A 17,925-nucleotide genomic window follows, 5' to 3' on the forward strand; every position below is an offset into this window, starting at 1 on the left:
CCCCAGCCCTCTCCCGCCAGACGGGAGAGGGGGCGGTTTTCGGATAAAAACGAGGTCGTCTGAAACTTTAAGATTCGGGTTTTAAAGAAACAAACCCGTTCATACCCGTTTTCAGACGACCCGTGTATTCAATCAATACAGATTTTGGATAACTCAAGTAGCGTGGGCTTTGCCACGAAATCCATCATTTAAGTAATCAAAATCAGACAATAGCCGAATGTGCTTTCATTTTGGCATTCATATCGCGGGCAAAGCCCACGCTACGGTTTGCTGCAACGGCAATCTGTTCCTTCCCCCGTCCGGCGGGGGAAGGTTAGGATGGAGGTGGCTTTGTGGATTTAGGTAAAATTAAATTCGTGTAGCCTGTAGCCCCCCTCCCCAGCCAGACGAGAGAGGTTGAAGACCGCAGATAAAAACAAGGTCGTCTGAAAACCTGAATCCCAAGTTTTCAGACGACCTCTTTATTTTCAAACCTGACTTACTTGACGCGTCCTGCTTTCAACACGCGTTGGGCGAAGAACACCATGCCTGTGATGAAAAATGCCAGTCCCAGCCATGATGCGGTGATTTCCCAGTTTTCTAGACCCAGCGCGAGCGGGGCGTCGGAGCCACCGTTGGTCACGGAGAAGGCGATGATGAATGCCATCACTACGCCGACCAGGCTTTCGCCGACAATCAAACCGGCGGAGAACAAGGTTCCGATACGCTCGGCGTTTTTCAGACGACCTTCACGGTTTTCCGCTTTCTTGCCGATGATGTGTTTCAACACCGCCGCCAACACTGCGCCGATCACGATGGGCATATTGACGGACGGGGGCAGGTAGATGCCCATGCCGACCGCGAGGACAGGCAGTGCGCGTTTGCCGCCCGACGATTTTTTCAACACCAAATCGACGACGATCAACACCGCGCCGATCGCGATGCCGGTGAAGATGTACGCCCATTCAAGGTTGTGGGCGAAGATACCCGAGGCGATGGTCGTCATCAAAGTCGCTTGGGGAGCCGCCAAAGCCTGCGCCGCGTCCATGCCTTCGCGTGGCATGGCGCCGGTAAAGCCGTAGGCTTCGTAGAGCAGTTCCAACACGGGCGAGATGACGAATGCGCCGACGATACAACCGATAATCAACGCAATCTGTTGTCTCCAAGGCGTTGCTTTGAGCAGGTAGCCGGTTTTCAAGTCTTGCAGGTTGTCGTTGGAAATCGAAGCCACGCAAATTACTGCCGAGCCGCAGAACAAGGTCAGCGCCAGCAAGAATTTACGGTTGGCTTCATCCGCCATCAAGCTGCCAGATTCACCCACGATCAACAACACCAGCGAAATGATGACGATAGAAACCATGCCCACACCCGAAATCGGGCTGGAAGACGAGCCGACCAAACCCGCCATATAACCGCAGGCGGCGGCGACCAAGAAGCCGATGATGGAAGCCAAAAGCGTACAAACGACCACCAAAAGCCAAGCCATGCCGCCTGTAATGTGCGAATCGCCGATAAAGTGATAAAACGATACGCCCAACACCAACATCATGGACAACACCCAGAAAATCATGGTCTTAGGCGACAAATCCTGTTCTGTACGTTCCGCCGCAGGCGCGCCGCCGCCGAAACTCTTGAACGACATTCTCAGACCTTCCACCACCGGCTTGAGCAGCATCAAAAGCGTCCAAACCGCCGCAATACCAATAGTACCCGCGCCGATAAAGCGTACTTTTTCCTTCCACAGCTTCATCGCAAACGCCGCCATTTCCATATCGGCAGGCTGCGGAATGTGCGATGAAAAATACGGCACGGCAATGCCCCAAGCAATCGAAATACCCAGCAGGATGGCGATACCGCCCGTCAGACCGACCAAATAGCCCGCGCCCAACAATGCCATCGAAAAACCCATCGGCAGTTGGAAAATCGCCGTGCCGCTTTTGAACCAATAACTCGCACTGTCGGCAATCACGCGCAAACCGTTGGAACAAAAGCTCATAAAGCCCGCCAACGCGCCGCCTGCCGCCAGCTCTTTAATGCCGCTGCCGCCCTGACGGTCTTCCTCTTCCTCGTGGCTGCCGACTTTCAAAATCTCCGCCGCCGCCACGCCTTCGGGATAAGGCAACTCGCTTTTCACCACCATCGCGTAACGCAGCGGAATGGTGAAAATCACCCCCAAAATCCCGCCCGCCATACACAACAGCGCAGTCTGCCAAAACGGAAAACCGCTCCAATAGCCTGCCATCAACAAACCGGGCAGAACAAAAATAATGCTCGAAAGCGTACCCGCCGCCGAAGCCTGCGTCTGCACCATATTGTTTTCCAAAATATTGCTGCCTTTGAAAAACTTCAAAACCGCCATCGAAATCACCGCAGCCGGAATCGACGAAGCAAAGGTCAGACCGACTTTCAAACCGAGATAAACGTTTGACGCGGTAAAGATCACGGTAATCAGCGCACCGAGTATCATGCCCCGAAGCGTCAGCTCGCGGTAATCCGCGTAAGGATCGTGAGTGGATTGTGTCATCGTGGATAGCCTTTCGGTTAAGAAAAAACGTACGGCAGGCTCGAACCGGCTGCCGAATCTGCCTTTATGGTGTTGCGGCGGCAAGGAAATGTCAAGTTAGACAAAGAATGTGCAAAGAAAGCGGAAAAGTATAGTGGATTAAAATTGCAATGATACGGCGTTGCCAACGCCCTTATGTACTACCCGTACACGGCGGGCGTTGTCGCCTTGTCTCATTTTTATTTTAATCCACTATAAAAGGTCGTCTGAAACCGGTGGCCGCATTTTCAGACGACCTTAGCGGCTCAAATCGCCTCACCCAACCCTGAAAAACCTCCAAATCCCACCATTTATAGTGGATTAATTTTAAATCAGGACAAGGCGATGAAGCCGCAGACAGTACAGACATAGTGGATTAAAATCACAATGATACGGCGTTGGCTCGCCTTGACGTACTACCTGTACGCCTTGCGGCTCGCTGTCTTGTCTCATTTTTATTTTAACCCACTATAGTACGGAACCGATTCACTTGGTGCTTCAGCACCTTAGAGGAATCGTTCTCTTTGAACTAAGGCGAGGTAACGCCGTCGGTTTAAAGTTAAGCCACTATATTCCTTCAATGACCGACCGTCCTTATATAAAAAAATCTGTTCATCCCATTGACGGATCGTCCAGATTCAGAGCCTGCTCCGGATTTCAGATGACCTGTTGTCGCTTTTACGCCACTTCAAACAACTTTAAAGATAACGTCATTTCATGACAAAACCTTGCAATCGGCTTGCAATCGCGTCCCAGTCGTAATTTCAACCCGATAGATACAGGAAATTTCACTTCAGACGGCCCAAACGGATTGAATAGCCAAGATTTACACGGTAAACTTATACAATTAAAAAATTTTATGATTTACTCACTATTATGAAACCCGCCTTCGACATAAAGTCAGCCCGGCTTGACGTGCTGGCTATTCACCTGCATACCGCAGACTTGACCGAACTGGAAGAATTTTTGCGCCAACGCGCCGGTCAATACCAAGAATTGGATGTCGTCCCCTTCGTTTTGGATGTGCAGGATTTTGACCATCCCGAGTCATTGGACATCGGTTCCATGATTTCCCTTTTCGCCCGTTACGGCATGCAGATTCTGGGGCTGCGCCACGAAAGCGAATATTGGGCATCCTTCGCAGCACGTTACCATTTGGTTTTCAGCCGTAGCGACAAATCCGAGCCGCAACAGCCCAAAATCAACCAAGAGCCCGCACCCGTTCAGGCAACGGTCATCAGCAACCCGACCGTCCTCATCAGCACCCCCGTCCGCACCGGACAACAGGTTTACGCGGAAAACGGCGACCTTATCGTGACCGGCATCGTCAGCCAAGGTGCGGAACTCATTGCCGACGGAAACATTCATATTTATGCGCCCATGCGCGGCAGGGCTCTGGCAGGCGCGAAAGGCAACACCAACGCGCGCATCTTCATCCACTCCATGCAGGCGGAACTGGTCTCCGTAGCGGGCATCTACCGCAATTTCGAACAAGACCTGCCCGACCACCTGCACAAAAAAGCCGTACAGGTTTCATTGCAAGACAACCGCCTGGTTATCAGCGCAATCGACACAGATTAACCATTCCAAGCATTTGATAAAGGAAACATCGTGACAAAAATCATCGTAGTAACTTCAGGCAAAGGCGGCGTAGGCAAAACCACGACCAGCGCCAGTATCGCAACCGGACTGGCTCTGCGCGGCCACAAAACAGCCGTCATCGACTTTGACGTCGGCTTGCGCAACCTCGACCTGATTATGGGTTGCGAACGACGCGTCGTTTACGACCTGGTTAACGTTATCCAAGGCGAAGCCACGCTCACCCAAGCTCTGATTAAAGACAAAAACTGCGAAAACCTCTTTATCCTGCCCGCATCGCAAACCCGCGACAAAGACGCGCTGACCCGTGAAGGCGTTGAGAAAGTCATGCAGGAATTGAGCAGTGACAAAATGGGATTCGAATACATCATCTGCGACTCCCCCGCCGGTATCGAACAAGGCGCATTGATGGCGCTCTACTTCGCCGACGAAGCCATCGTCACCACCAACCCCGAAGTATCCAGCGTCCGCGACTCCGACCGTATCTTGGGTATCCTGCAAAGCAAATCCCGCAAAGCCGAACAAGGCGGCACGGTCAAAGAACACCTGCTGATTACCCGCTACTCGCCTGAGCGCGTCAACAAAGGCGAAATGCTGTCCGTACAAGACATTTGCGACATCTTGCGCATCCCGCTTATCGGCGTCATTCCCGAATCGCAAAACGTCCTGCAAGCGTCCAATGCCGGCGAACCCGTCATCCACCAAGACAGCGCAACTGCCGCAGAAGCCTACAAAGACGTTATCGCGCGCCTCTTGGGTGAAAACCGTGAAATGCGTTTCCTCGAAGCCGAGAAAAAAGGCTTCTTCAAACGGCTGTTCGGAGGCTAAGTCATGTCATTAATGGATATGTTGTTCGGCAGAAAACCGAAAACCGCCGCCGTTGCACGCGACCGCCTGCAAATCATCATTGCCCAAGAGCGCGCGCAAGAAGGTCAAGCGCCCGATTACCTGCCGACCCTGCGCAAAGAATTGCTGGAAGTATTGTCCAAATACGTCAATGTTTCCCTGGACGACATCCGCATTTCCCAAGAAAAGCAGGACGGTATGGACGTTCTCGAATTGAACATCACCCTGCCTGAACAAAAAACGGAACAGAAAAAGGCTTAACACATGACCTTGACCGAATTGCGTTACATCGTAGCCGTCGCGCAGGAACGTCATTTCGGACGTGCCGCGCGCCGCTGCTTTGTCAGCCAGCCCACCCTTTCCATCGCCATCAAAAAGCTGGAAGAAGAGCTGTCGGTATCCCTGTTTGACCGCAGCAGCAACGACATCATCACCACCGAAGCGGGCGAGCGCATCGTTGCCCAAGCCCGCCGCGTGTTGGAAGAAGCCGAGCTGATCAAGCACCTTGCCAGCGAAGAGCAAAACGAATTGGAAGGCGCATTCAAACTCGGTCTGATTTTTACCGTCGCCCCTTACCTTCTGCCCAAGCTCATCATTTCCCTGCGCGAAACCGCGCCGAAAATGCCCCTGATGCTTGAAGAAAACTACACGCACATCCTAACCGAATCGCTCAAACGCGGCGACGTCGATGCCATCGTAGTCGCAGAACCCTTCCAAGAGCCGGGCATCGTCACCGAGCCGCTGTATGACGAGCCTTTTTTCGTCATCGTCCCCAAAGGACACCATTTCGAAGAACTCGATGCCGTTACGCCGCAGATGTTGAGCGAAGAGCAGGTCTTGTTGCTGACTGAAGGCAACTGTATGCGCGATCAGGTCTTATCAAGCTGCTCCGAGCTGGCCGCCAAGCAGAAAATCCAAGGCCTGACCAACACCCTGCAAGGCAGCTCCATCAACACCATCCGCCACATGGTTGCCAGCGGTCTCGCCATTAGCGTCATGCCTGCTACCGCGTTGACCGAAAACGACCATTTGCTGTTCAGCATCATCCCGTTTTCAGGCTCCGTACCGCACCGCCGCGTCGTTTTGGCATATCGTCGGAACTTCGTCCGCCCCAAAGCATTGACTGCTTTGCGGACTGCCATCCTCAATTCCCATCTTCACGGCGTTACTTTTGTCCAAGAGTAAAGCGCATTGAATACCGGGCATCGATGAAATCATGCCCAGGGCTTTCAATTGTGATGATATTCAACAAGCCGCCGATTTTTTCGGCGGCTTGTTTTTTGTGTCTCAGCAGATGGATAAGCCAGAAATCGTGTAGAACGTTCGATCAGATAAACTTGTGCTTTAATGCCTTAAAACATGGTTTCCTGCGAACTTGAGCAGGGTAAGGACTCAACAGTTTCCAATCGATAAGCCTACCATCTAATACGAAACGTCGTCTGAAAACCCTAAATACAGTTTTCAGACGACGTTTTATTTTTAATTGCCTTAAATCTCGCTACCGCCGACGGTCAGTCCCGAATCAATCCGCAGGGTCGGTTGTCCGACGCCGACAGGAACGCTCTGTCCGTCTTTGCCACACACGCCGACACCGCTGTCCAACGCGGTATCGTTGCCTATCATGGAAACATGTTTCAACACATCAGGGCCGTTGCCGATGATGGTTGCGCCTTTGACGGGATATTGCAGTTTGCCGCCCTCGACCCACCACGCTTCGGATGCGCTGAAGACAAATTTGCCGCTGGTGATGTCCACCTGTCCACCGCCGAAGTTGACGGCGTAAATGCCTTTGTCGATGGACGCGATGATTTCGTCGGGTTCGTAGCCGCCGTTTTCCATGAAGGTATTGGTCATGCGCGGCATAGGGGCGGAGGCGTAGCTTTCGCGGCGGCCGTTGCCGGTGGATTGCGTATCCATCAGGCGGGCGTTGGTTTCATCCTGCATATAGCCGACCAAGATGCCGTCCTCAATCAATACGGTGCGGCGTGTTTCGTTGCCTTCGTCGTCGATATTGAGCGAACCGCGTCTGTCGGCAATGTCGCCCTGATCAACGACGGTAACGCCTTTGGCGGCAACGCGCTCGCCGATTCTGCCTGAAAAGACACTGGTTTCTTTGCGGTTGAAATCGCCTTCCAAGCCGTGTCCGACGGCTTCATGCAGCAACACGCCCGGCCAGCCGTTGCCCAAGACAACGGTCATTTCGCCTGCGGGCGCAGGGCGGGATTCGAGATTAATCAGGGCTTGTTTGACGGCGGAATCGACAAACTGCCGCACCAAAGTTTCATCAAAATAAGCCAAGTCGTAGCGACCGCCGCCACCCGCACTGCCCTGTTCGCGCCGGTCGCCCTGTTTGGCGATGACGGTAACGTTCAGGCGCACCATCGGACGGATGTCGGCGGCGTGCCTGCCGTCGAGGCGGGCGATGTAAATCATGTCGTATTCGCAAGTCAGCCCCGCCATCACTTGCACAATGCGCGGATCGGCGGCTTTGGCAAGCGTTTCCACTTTGTTCAATAAGGCAACTTTGGCAGCGGAATCGAGACCGATAATAGGATTCAGCACCGCATGGACGGATTTGCCGTATGCGGCGGACGGCACTTTGACAGAAGCTTCGCCGCCTGCCGCGCCGATGACGCGGACAGCTTGGGCGGAACGGTTGATCGAATCGATACACAAACTGTCCGCATAGGCAAAAGCGGTTTTTTCGCCCGAAACAGCGCGCACGCCCACCCCCTGATCGATTTGGAAACTGCCTGATTTGACGATGCCCTCTTCCAAATGCCAGCTTTCAAAAGCAGTGCGCTGGCAGTAGATGTCGGCGTAATCGACGTGATGCGCGCCGATGATGCTCAGGCTTTTGGCGAGCAGCTCAGGGGAAAGGTGATTGGCTTCGAGCAAATCGCGCTGTACGGTAGCGTAAGTTGAGTGCATGGTTTTCAGACGACCTTCAAGGCTGGGGAAACTTGGGGCTTGATTATACGGCATTTATTCTCGTTCTAGTCGAATAGATAAAAAGCGCAATCAAGTTTCCGTACTGACCTGACAGGCGGCGGACTAAGCTGCATCATGCCTTACGGTTTTCTTGAGATTGAACCGGAACGCTTGGATTGCTTATGGCAGATTTCGCGGGCAAAGTCCACGCTACGGATTGCTTCAACGGTAACTTATCCCTTCCCCCGTCTGGCGGGGGAAGGTTAGGACGGGGTGGCTTTGCGAGTTTAAATAAAATCAAATTCGTTTGCCCCGTAGAACCACCCTCTCCCCAGTTCTCTCCCGCCGGACGGGAGAGGGAGCGGGTTGCAGGTAAAAACGAGGTCGTCTGAAAACTTGAAAGTCGAGTTTTCAGACGACCTTTTATTTAATCCACGCCAGTTTGTAGCATGGGCTTTGCCCACGAAATCTATCTTATGACAATCTGAATTGGATGATCACGTTTTCACTCATATCGTGGGCAAAGCCCACGCTACGGATTGCTGCAACGGCAATTTGTCCCTTCCCCCGTCCAGCAGGGGAAGGTTAGGATGGGGGTGGTTCTATGGCTTTAGGCAAAATCAAATATGCTTAAGGTCGTCTGAATCGGCTGCCTGCACATTCCATCCTATTCATTTACATGAATAATCGGCTTGCCCTAGCCCGTTAAATCATGTTAGGTTATGATGTTTCTTTTTAATATGTGAACAGATGGTCTGAGGGTCGTCTGAAACGGAGAAAAGGCATGAATGCCGTAGTGGTTGCAGTAATCGTTATGCTCGTGTTGTCGCTATCGCGGGTACACGTCGTATTGAGCCTGACTGTCGGTGCGTTCGTTGGCGGACTGGTGGCGGGAATGCCGCTGGAAAACGTCGTGGATACGGCGGGCAATGTAACGAAGTCGGGGATTATTCCCGTGTTTAACGAAGGCTTGAAGGGCGGCGCGCGGATTTCTTTGTCTTATGCGATGCTCGGTGCGTTCGCGATGGCGATTACCTATTCGGGGCTGCCGCAGCAGCTTGCGGGCGGCATTATCCGCAAACTCAACAACAGTCAGGATGCCGCGAAAGGCGAAAGTTCGGTGAAATGGACGCTGTTGCTGATTATTTTGGCGATGGGCATCATGAGTCAAAACGTCGTGCCTATCCATATCGCGTTTATTCCGATGATTATTCCGCCGCTTTTGCTGGTGTTTAACCGTTTGAAAGTCGACCGCCGTCTGGTGGCGTGTGTAATTACGTTCGGTTTGGTGACGACTTATATGTTCCTGCCTTACGGCTTCGGCGCGATTTTCTTGAACGACATTCTCTTGGGCAACATCAAATCTGCGGGTATGGACGTAAAAGGCATCAGCGTCATGCATGCGATGGCGATTCCTGCGCTGGGTATGGTGGCGGGGCTGCTGGCGGCGTTTGTCCACTACCGCAAATCACGCATTTATCAAACCAATACCGTCGATACGGAAGACAACCGCGAAGCATCCGAACAGCCCCAGCCTTCGGCTTACCGCAGTCTGGTGGCGGCGGTGGCAATCGGCGTGTGCTTTGCGATTCAGTTGATGTATGAAGATTCGCTGGTGTTGGGCGCGATGCTGGGTTTTGCCGTCTTTATGATGCTCGGCGTGATGAACCGAGACGCTGCCAGTGATGTGTTCGGCGAAGGCATCAAAATGATGGCGATGGTCGGTTTCATCATGATTGCGGCGCAAGGCTTTGCGGCAGTCATGACCGCGACAGGCGAAATCAAACCGCTGGTCGAACACAGTATGCAACTTTTCGGCAGCAATAAAGGCATGGCGGCATTTGCCATGTTGTTTGTCGGATTGTTGGTCACCATGGGCATCGGCTCTTCTTTCTCTACTTTGCCGATCATTACCGCAATTTATGTGCCGCTGTGTATCAGCCTCGGCTTCTCGCCGCTGGCAACCGTCGCCATCGTCGGTACGGCGGGCGCATTGGGCGATGCCGGTTCGCCCGCGTCCGACTCGACGCTCGGCCCGACCATGGGTTTGAACGCCGACGGACAACACGACCACATCCGCGACTCCGTCATCCCAACCTTTATCCACTACAATATCCCGCTGATGATTGCCGGCTGGATTGCCGCGATGGTGCTGTAAATGAGCGAAATGGACGAATTGGAACACCGCATCACCGAGCTGGAAATCCAAACCGCGCTTCAGGAAGACTTAATCGGCAGCCTGAACGATACGGTGGCGAAAATGCAGCAGACGCTGGATTTACAGCAGGCGCAGTTAAGGCTGCTTTATCAGAAAATGCAGGACAAAGGCGCAAACGGAGAGCGCGAACCTTACAGCCTGCGTGATGAAATTCCGCCGCATTATTGAAGCGGAAATATGAAAGAAGGTCGTCTGAAAAATGGTTTTCAGACGACCTTCAAATTTTAAAACCCAAATTAAAATGACGAACCTTCCTGCTTCAAAAATTCCGCCTCTTCCTCCGTGCTTTCACGCCCCAATACGGCATTGCGGTGCGGATAGCGTCCGAAGCGGTCGATGATGACTTTGTGTTTGATTTCAAAATCCAATGCGTGTCCGTCGGTATAGCGTTCAAACAGCGGAACGGCTTGTTCGTGGACAACTTGGCTTTCGCTGTGCATCAACGGCATGAGCATGAAATGGCGTTCGTGCGACAGGAGGGCGGCGAAACCGGGCTGACGGACAGCTTCTTGGGCAAGGATGAGAGCGGCCAAATCTTGGGCAAATGCTTGAGGACTGTTGCGAAAAAGGTTGCGCGAGAATTGGTCGAGTAGGATGATTTCGGCGAGCCTGCCTTGCAGGGTGTCGCGCCAGTGTGCAAGTTCGCCACGGGCCGCCTGCTGCCAGACATCAAAAAATCGCGCGCGAATCTTGGCATCGAATTCATCGTTTTTGGCAAACAGAAAAGGACGGTTTTCTTCGGCAAACCAGAAGTCTAAGACGGTTTGGGGTGTCATGAACATTCCTTGCAATAGAAGATTATTAAGTACAAGGTCGTCTGAAAAACTGAATCAAGGTTTTCAGACGACCTTTTTGATTACGCCGACATATCGACAACTTTTGATTAATCCACCCGCTCCAACTGACTTTTATGAACATACCCTTGGGTAGTCGTATCTTTTAATTGAACGAGGTACCAATCCTTACGAACGGTTTTCAATTTTTCTACTATGGCGTTGTCGTCCAAGCGTTTGATTATGTCGGCATGGGCATCCGGTTGGCTCCTGAGGTTAACCTTATGGCTATCTGTGGATTTAACGATGAAATCATTATTCATAATCAACGAGTAAATACAGCCCGAATCAGGGATTTGTTTCGCCGTTGTTTTTGGGATTTTTTCAAATTTTATAAGTTTGGCAGAATAATATTTACCGTCACAAATGACTTCCGTACCCACTTTACCCATAGTAATTTGGGCAGGCTGTTTGACAGAATCTTCCTGATAAACGTAAAAATTCGGCGGAAGCACCAATTCTTTCAAAACAGCAGTTTGCTGCGATTCGCTCAAATTAAGGAAGATTCGGTTTTGATTCGATATTTTGGTGTCTTCAGGGATAAAGTCAAAATATAAAATCCTTTGATTCCGAGCATTACCATCTAAACTATTACCCCAATAAACCCACAGCATGCCTTTTTGAGGAACGCCTTGTGCAAATGTCAGCTGAAATACGCTCAAAATAAAGCCGACAAAAATAAAATAAAGAAATTGTTTATTTTTCAAAGCCATTTTCAATGATGCTCAGAATCTACTTACCGAAATTGCCCTTCTTTAAGTCCGACAGCAGACAATATCGTTGATTGTTTAATATATTCATAACAGAGGTCGTCTGAAAACAGTCACGAATCTCTCAAGCCAGTATTACTTCGCCAATTCTTTGTCGATTTCCTGATAAAGCGCGGCGAAGTCTGGTTCTCCGACAAAGGTTTTCAGGATTTCGCCTTTTTTATTGATCAGGAAAGAAGTCGGGTAAACCTGCGTGCCGAACGCTTGGGCGGCGGCTTTATCGGCATCAAACATGACGGTAAAAGGCAAGCCGTATTCTTTGACGTATTGGTTTACGCTTTCCAGCGGGTCTATCGGCTGGGCAATGCCGAGGACTTGGAAGTCTTTTCCTTGATAGTCTTTGGACATTTTGATGACTTTGGGCATTTCGCTGACACAGCCCGGGCAGGAGGGAAACCAGAAATTGATGAAACTGACTTTGCCTTGCAAATCGGCATTGGACACCGGTTTGCCTTGCAGGTCGGACAAAGAGAATGCGGGAGCAGGTTTGTTATCCGGAATAAGGACGATGGCAAGCAGCGCGCCGATAATGGCGACTGCGGCAATGGTAATGAGCTTTTTCATGCTTCGGCGTATTGTTTTAAAAGGGTAAAGAGAGGTTCGGGAATGCTGATGCTTCGCCCGCTTTCTGCGCTAACAACCATCAAAGTACTTTCGGCTTCGACGGCATTTTTACCGCTGGGCAAAACAATGTTTTGAGTGAGGATAATATGGCGCGAGGTCAGCTCTTTCAGACGACCTTCAAAGCGTAATATGTCGCCATCGACGGCGGCACGGCGATAACGGATGTCGGTGCGGACAACCACCAGCATCAAGCCGTCGATTTCGGACAATAAACCGTGTTCCTCAAAAAACGCCCAGCGCGCTTCTTCGAGAAATTCGAGATAGCGCGCGTTGTTGACATGACCGTAGCCGTCAAGATGGTAATTGCGGACGCGGATATTCATCAGTTCAGATTGAAGGGTTGAAAGGCTTCACGGGCGAGCGGTTCTTGCTCGAGGTCGGTGATAACGGTAGAAAGCTGGATGTCGAACCATTCATTGAAAATATCCGCATTCAAATCAGGCCATTCGCTTTCATCTTCGCACCAATCGGCAAGTTCGGCAGCGAAAATGTCTTCAAACCGCGCTTCGATTTCATCCCAAACTTCATCAGCGGTTTCACACGGACGGACGAGGTAAGAATTGGCATCAGCTTGAATATCTTCAAGCGTCAAACCGTCAAGATGATTGCCGGGCAGGGTTTGCAGCCAGTTCCAAAAAGGATCGAGCGGGATGAGCAGGAAGACGCTGCGGTTGACTTCGTACATGATGTTTTCCTTGATTTCAGATAAGGGAATGATATAGCAAAGGCCGTGCAAACGCTATCTTTGCCGACTGAAGGATAGATAAGTTGGGGCAAAGCGATGTTTAAACTGCAACCCGTTTTCTGCTTCATTACTTTTTGCAGATTTGATTACCGCTCTTTTCTCTTGTCAAATCGCAGGTCAAACTAAGAATTGAAAAAACCTGCTTCTTCCAACACTGCATTTGCAACCAGTGTATCGGTATCTTTTCTCAAAAATAAGTGCAGCTCATGAAAATCTTGTTTCAAGCGGGCAACTGCTTCCGGATGTTCATACCAATAAATCATGGCTTCTGCCAGTTTCTCAGGCGTCGCATCATGTTGCAAAAGCTCTGGAACAGCACATTTGTTCAGCAAAATATTGGGCAAACCGACATGTGGCACTTTAACTTTACGCTTCACATAAGCATAAGTCAGAGGAGATATCTTATAGCTGATCACCATAGGACGTTTACACAAAGCCACTTCTAGCGTTGCCGTCCCGCTGGTTACCAAGACCACATCCGCCGCAGTACAAACAGTATCAGCTTGTTTATCGACTAATGTAATGGAAAGGTTCGAAAATTGCGCAGATGCAAGAATTTTTGATATACGACGGTGGGTGGCCTGCGTAGCAACCGGCATCAGAAACTGCGCCTGTGGGTAACGCTTTAACAGAAGTAATGCGGTTTGAAAAAACACGGGAGCCATGTAATCAATTTCGCTAACACGACTGCCGGGCATCAAGGCAAATACTGGGATAGACGGTGCAACTCCCAACTGACGACGCGCAGAAGATTGATCAACATCTACAGGCATGGTTTGAGCCATCGGATGACCGACAAACTCAGCCTTACCACCGGCATCCAAATAGAGCTGTGGTTCCATTGGGAAAAGGCACAACACCCGGTTAACTTGATGAACAATTTTGTTCACCCGTTCACGCCTCCACGCCCAAACAGAAGGGCTGACATAGTGAACCGTTGGAATACCCGTTTTCTTCAGTTTCTCTTCCACCCAAAGATTAAAATCAGGTGCATCAATCCCAACAAAAACATCCGGTTTTATACGAATAAGGTCATTAACCAGACCTTTTCGGATTTTCAAGATTTCGGGCAAACGTTTAACTACCTCAACAAAGCCTCGTACTGCCAATTTTTCTTGGTCATAAAGACTTTCAAATCCTTCCGCCTTCATCCGCTCGCCACCGATACCAATAAATCTTGCATCAGGACAACGTTTTTTAATCGCACTAATAAGATGTGCACCAAGCAGATCACCCGATGCCTCAGCAACACTCATTGCAATCGTGAGAGAAGTAGTCATATAAAATTATGGGATACAAAAAAGAATTTGGTAAGTGTAATACCTGACGGTAAAGAAGTTCTTAGTCAAATTTCAATTATAGAGACCTTTGCAAAAATAGTCTGTTAACGGAATTTGACTCATAAAAATGCGCTAAAAATTTTCATTTGACCAAAACCTTTATGATTTTGAGTAAAAGCTAGGAAAAATCAGAAAGGTTTTTTATTTTGAAAATAGTATTAAACATAGAATTTTAGTAACTTATGTTATTTAAAATATCTCTTATAATATGATACTAAAAAGAAATACTCTATCTATAGCAAACCCACTTACCCATCATTATAGTGGATTAACTTTAAACCAGTACGGCGTTGCCTCGCCTTGCCGTACTATCTGTACTGTCTGCGGCTTCGTCGCCTTGTCCTGATTTAGTTAAGCCACTATACAAACAAAAAGAATAACTTCAATATACCGAGAGTATTTTAAATAGAGTATTTAAAATACACAAAAGGTAGCTTGCATATAATAAAACACCATTTGAGAAAACAAATGGTGTTTTATTATAGTGTATTAGATTACTCGGCAGCTTCTGCTGCTTTGTCTACTAATTCAATCAATGCCAAAGGTGCATTGTCACCTTTGCGGAAACCATATTTCAGTACACGAACATAACCGCCATTACGGGCAGCAAAACGTGGACCTAACTCATCAAACAATTTAACTACAACATCACGATCACGAGTGCGGTCAAATGCCAAACGACGGTTTGCCAAGGAAGGTTTTTTACCCAATGTAATTAAGGGCTCAACTACGCGGCGTAATTCTTTAGCTTTAGGCAAAGTTGTCACAATAGTCTCGTGAGTCAACAATGAGTTCGCCATATTACGCAGCATTGCAGCGCGATGGCTGCTTGTACGGTTTAATTTGCGGTTACCATTACGATGACGCATGTCATTATCCTTTAATCTTCAAACTTACGGCTTTTCTAAGCCTACAGGCGGCCAAGCTTCCAATTTGGAACCTAGTGTCAAGCCTTTAGATGCCAACACTTCTTTGATTTCATTCAAAGATTTACGACCCAAATTCGGAGTTTTAAGAAGCTCTGTTTCAGTACGTTGAATCAAATCGCCGATATAATAAATATCTTCAGCTTTCAGACAATTAGCTGAACGTACAGTTAATTCCAAATCATCTACCGGACGCAGCAGGATAGGGTCAATAGGAGGAGCTTTTTCTTCAACTTCTTCTACTGGAGTACCTTGCAAATCAGCAAAGATAGACATTTGATCAATTAAAATACGAGCAGCACTACGTACAGCTTCTTCAGGATCAATAGAACCATCAGTTTCAATATCCAAAACCAATTTATCTAAATCCGTACGCTGCTCTACGCGTGCAGGTTCAACTTCAAAGCTAACACGACTGATGGGCGAAAAGCTCGCATCCAACTGAATTGCACCAATCTGGCGGTTTTCATCGCGCACAACACGACGACCGGAAACAGATTGATAGCCACGCCCCTGCTCAACTTTGATTTCCATCTCAATTTGACCATTCTCGGCCAAATGACAAATAATATGCTCAGGATTTAAAATTTCCACATCATGTGGCAATTCGATATCACCGGCAACTACTGTACCGACCCCTGACTTTCTCAAAGTTAACTGAACTTGGCCACGCCCATGCAGCTTAAATACAATACCTTTGACATTCAACAAAATATCGACAACATCTTCTTGAACGCCATCAACAGTAGAGTATTCGTGCAACACACCGGAAATGGCCACTTCAGTAGGAGCAAAACCATTCATGGATGACAGTAAGATACGACGCAAAGCATTACCTAAAGTATGACCAAAACCGCGCTCAAACGGCTGCATGGATACTTTTGCACGAGTTGTAGATAAAGTATCGACATCAATTTGACGAGGTTTCAAAAATTCGGTTGTGCTATTTTGCATTTAACTGTCCCTCACTGAGCTAGCGTTATTTAGAGTAGAATTCTACCACCAGCTGTTCATTAATATCGCCAGTTAATTCTGAACGATCCGGCATATTTTTAAATACGCCTTCCAATTTGTCTACATCAACAGAAACCCAGCTTGGTAAACCGATTTGAGTTGCCAGACTTAAAGCTTCCTGGATACGAACCTGTTTTTTAGCTTTCTCACGAACAGCTACAACATCACCCGCTTTAACTTGGAAAGAAGGAATATTTACAACCTGACCGTTAACAGTAATTGCTTTATGAGAAACCAGCTGACGCGCCTCAGCACGAGTCGAGCCAAATCCCATGCGATATACTACATTATCCAAACGAGACTCTAACAATTGCAGCAGCAATTCACCAGTAGAGCCTTTACGTCGATCTGCTTCTGCAAAATAACGACGGAATTGACGTTCCAAAACGCCATAAATACGACGAATTTTTTGCTTTTCACGCAATTGCAAACCATAGTCGGACAAACGCGGTTTCTTTGCACCGTGCTGACCGGGAGCAGAATCAAGTTTACATTTAGAATCCAAAGAACGACGGGCGCTCTTCAGAAATAAATCAGTGCCTTCTCGACGTGCTAATTTACATTTAGGGCCAATATAACGTGCCATGTTTCAATCACTCCTTTAAATACGACGTTTTTTAGGCGGACGGCAACCGTTATGAGGCAACGGAGTAACGTCGGTAATACTGGTAATTTTAAAACCAAGAGCGTTGAGTGCACGTACAGAAGACTCTCGACCGGGACCAGGGCCTTTTATACGAACTTCTAAATTTTTAACGCCATATTCTTGGGCAACTTTACCAGCTGCTTCTGCAGCCACTTGAGCTGCAAACGGTGTACTTTTACGAGAACCTTTAAAACCAGCGCCGCCAGAGGTAGCCCAAGACAATGCATTGCCTTGACGGTCAGTGATTGTAATGATGGTATTGTTGAAAGAAGCATGTACATGCACAATACCTTCGCTTACGGTTTTACGTACTTTTTTACGTACACGCGAAGCTGTGTTTGCTTTAGCCATTAATAAAATTCCTTAAAAATTATTTTTTACCAGCAATCGCTTTACGCGGACCTTTGCGGGTACGAGCGTTTGTGCGAGTGCGTTGACCACGACAAGGCAAACCTCGACGATGACGGAAACCACGGTAACAACCCATGTCCATCAATCGTTTGATGCTCATCGTTACCTCACGGCGCAAATCGCCTTCTACTTCATACTTAGCAACTTGTTCACGCAAAGCGTCTAATTGAGCCTCGTCCAAATCTTTTGCTTTTGTAGTGGGAGCAATATTTGCTGCCTCGCAAATTAATTTAGCACGAGTAGCACCGATACCATAAATAGCCTGCAAGCCAATTACGATATGTGCATTATTAGGGATATTTACCCCTGCAATACGAGCCATATTTTTTCCTTTAAACGGCAAAGTTCGTCACTATACCACAAAGTCTTGCTAAAAGAAAAGTTCCCTTAACCTTGACGTTGTTTGTGACGAGGGTCAGTACAAATTACACGAACCACTCGATTACGACGGATAATCTTACAGTTGCGGCAAATTTTCTTTACAGACGGTTGTACACGCAT

General features: G+C 48.8%; 20 protein-coding genes. 6 read left to right on the forward strand and 14 right to left on the reverse strand.

Annotated features, from left to right (window positions below; all coding sequences use genetic code 11):
• Positions 1-478: 478 nt before the first annotated feature.
• A complete protein-coding gene (locus HMPREF2726_RS10830; protein WP_070603380.1) occupies positions 479-2,503 on the reverse strand; it encodes an OPT family oligopeptide transporter in 2,025 nt (674 codons plus the stop codon).
• An 894-nt stretch (positions 2,504-3,397) separates the two neighbouring features.
• On the opposite strand from HMPREF2726_RS10830, the gene minC reads away from it, so the two are divergent.
• The 4 genes from minC to HMPREF2726_RS10850 are packed head-to-tail and all read left to right on the forward strand — an operon-like array spanning position 3,398 to position 6,151.
• Complete coding sequence (gene minC / locus HMPREF2726_RS10835; protein ID WP_003762201.1) at positions 3,398-4,102, forward strand: septum site-determining protein MinC; 705 nt, start codon at positions 3,398-3,400, stop codon at positions 4,100-4,102.
• Between the two features lie 30 nt (positions 4,103-4,132).
• Positions 4,133-4,948: a septum site-determining protein MinD gene (gene minD / locus HMPREF2726_RS10840; protein ID WP_003762203.1), complete on the forward strand. Its 816-nt coding sequence runs from the start codon at positions 4,133-4,135 to the stop codon at positions 4,946-4,948.
• A 3-nt stretch (positions 4,949-4,951) separates the two neighbouring features.
• Positions 4,952-5,227: a cell division topological specificity factor MinE gene (gene minE, locus HMPREF2726_RS10845; protein ID WP_003765670.1), complete on the forward strand. Its 276-nt coding sequence runs from the start codon at positions 4,952-4,954 to the stop codon at positions 5,225-5,227.
• Positions 5,228-5,230: 3 nt separating this feature from the next.
• On the forward strand, positions 5,231-6,151 hold the full coding sequence (locus HMPREF2726_RS10850; RefSeq protein WP_003762207.1) for a hydrogen peroxide-inducible genes activator: 921 nt from the start codon (positions 5,231-5,233) through the stop codon (positions 6,149-6,151).
• A 303-nt stretch (positions 6,152-6,454) separates the two neighbouring features.
• Here HMPREF2726_RS10850 and tldD read toward each other — a convergent pair whose 3' ends face one another.
• Positions 6,455-7,951, reverse strand: a complete 1,497-nt coding sequence (gene tldD / locus HMPREF2726_RS10855; protein ID WP_009313027.1) for a metalloprotease TldD — start codon at positions 7,949-7,951, stop codon at positions 6,455-6,457.
• A 730-nt stretch (positions 7,952-8,681) separates the two neighbouring features.
• Here tldD and HMPREF2726_RS10860 point away from each other — a divergent pair.
• A complete protein-coding gene (locus tag HMPREF2726_RS10860; RefSeq protein ID WP_009313025.1) occupies positions 8,682-10,055 on the forward strand; it encodes a Na+/H+ antiporter family protein in 1,374 nt (457 codons plus the stop codon).
• Positions 10,056-10,283 (forward strand): SlyX family protein, encoded by a 228-nt coding sequence (locus HMPREF2726_RS10865; protein ID WP_003742919.1) that lies wholly within the window; start codon positions 10,056-10,058, stop codon positions 10,281-10,283. It abuts the gene before it with no gap.
• A gap of 68 nt (positions 10,284-10,351) precedes the next feature.
• On the opposite strand, the gene HMPREF2726_RS10870 is transcribed toward HMPREF2726_RS10865, so the two are convergent.
• The 12 genes from HMPREF2726_RS10870 to rpmJ form a co-directional block, all read right to left on the reverse strand.
• Positions 10,352-10,891, reverse strand: coding sequence for a DUF924 family protein (locus HMPREF2726_RS10870; protein ID WP_009313023.1), 540 nt, complete (start codon positions 10,889-10,891; stop codon positions 10,352-10,354).
• A gap of 107 nt (positions 10,892-10,998) precedes the next feature.
• Entirely contained in the window at positions 10,999-11,661 is a 663-nt protein-coding gene (locus HMPREF2726_RS10875) for an SH3 domain-containing protein (protein WP_009313022.1), read from the reverse strand.
• 132 nt (positions 11,662-11,793) lie between these two features.
• A complete protein-coding gene (locus tag HMPREF2726_RS10880; protein ID WP_009313020.1) occupies positions 11,794-12,282 on the reverse strand; it encodes a TlpA family protein disulfide reductase in 489 nt (162 codons plus the stop codon).
• Entirely contained in the window at positions 12,279-12,665 is a 387-nt protein-coding gene (locus HMPREF2726_RS10885) for an acyl-CoA thioesterase (protein WP_003762224.1), read from the reverse strand. The genes HMPREF2726_RS10880 and HMPREF2726_RS10885 overlap by 4 nt, the downstream gene beginning before the upstream one ends.
• The gene (locus HMPREF2726_RS10890) at positions 12,665-13,027 is read right to left on the reverse strand and encodes a hypothetical protein (protein ID WP_003765647.1); all 363 of its coding nucleotides are present in this window, start codon (positions 13,025-13,027) and stop codon (positions 12,665-12,667) included. Before HMPREF2726_RS10890 ends, HMPREF2726_RS10885 begins: the two co-directional genes overlap by 1 nt.
• A 182-nt stretch (positions 13,028-13,209) precedes the next feature.
• Positions 13,210-14,367, reverse strand: a complete 1,158-nt coding sequence (gene lpxB, locus HMPREF2726_RS10895) for a lipid-A-disaccharide synthase (protein ID WP_009313015.1) — start codon at positions 14,365-14,367, stop codon at positions 13,210-13,212.
• A 554-nt stretch (positions 14,368-14,921) separates the two neighbouring features.
• Positions 14,922-15,296, reverse strand: a complete 375-nt coding sequence (gene rplQ, locus HMPREF2726_RS10900) for a 50S ribosomal protein L17 (protein WP_009313013.1) — start codon at positions 15,294-15,296, stop codon at positions 14,922-14,924.
• A gap of 24 nt (positions 15,297-15,320) precedes the next feature.
• Positions 15,321-16,307: a DNA-directed RNA polymerase subunit alpha gene (gene rpoA / locus HMPREF2726_RS10905; RefSeq protein WP_009313011.1), complete on the reverse strand. Its 987-nt coding sequence runs from the start codon at positions 16,305-16,307 to the stop codon at positions 15,321-15,323.
• Positions 16,308-16,332: 25 nt separating this feature from the next.
• On the reverse strand, positions 16,333-16,953 hold the full coding sequence (rpsD, locus tag HMPREF2726_RS10910) for a 30S ribosomal protein S4 (protein ID WP_009313009.1): 621 nt from the start codon (positions 16,951-16,953) through the stop codon (positions 16,333-16,335).
• Between the two features lie 15 nt (positions 16,954-16,968).
• Entirely contained in the window at positions 16,969-17,364 is a 396-nt protein-coding gene (rpsK, locus tag HMPREF2726_RS10915) for a 30S ribosomal protein S11 (RefSeq protein WP_002216249.1), read from the reverse strand.
• Positions 17,365-17,383: 19 nt separating this feature from the next.
• Positions 17,384-17,746 (reverse strand): 30S ribosomal protein S13, encoded by a 363-nt coding sequence (rpsM, locus tag HMPREF2726_RS10920; RefSeq protein WP_003749295.1) that lies wholly within the window; start codon positions 17,744-17,746, stop codon positions 17,384-17,386.
• Between the two features lie 65 nt (positions 17,747-17,811).
• Entirely contained in the window at positions 17,812-17,925 is a 114-nt protein-coding gene (rpmJ, locus tag HMPREF2726_RS13425; RefSeq protein ID WP_003697674.1) for a 50S ribosomal protein L36, read from the reverse strand.

It is taken from the genome of Neisseria sp. HMSC074B07, from assembly GCF_001810355.1.
In the GTDB taxonomy this organism is placed as follows: domain Bacteria; phylum Pseudomonadota; class Gammaproteobacteria; order Burkholderiales; family Neisseriaceae; genus Neisseria.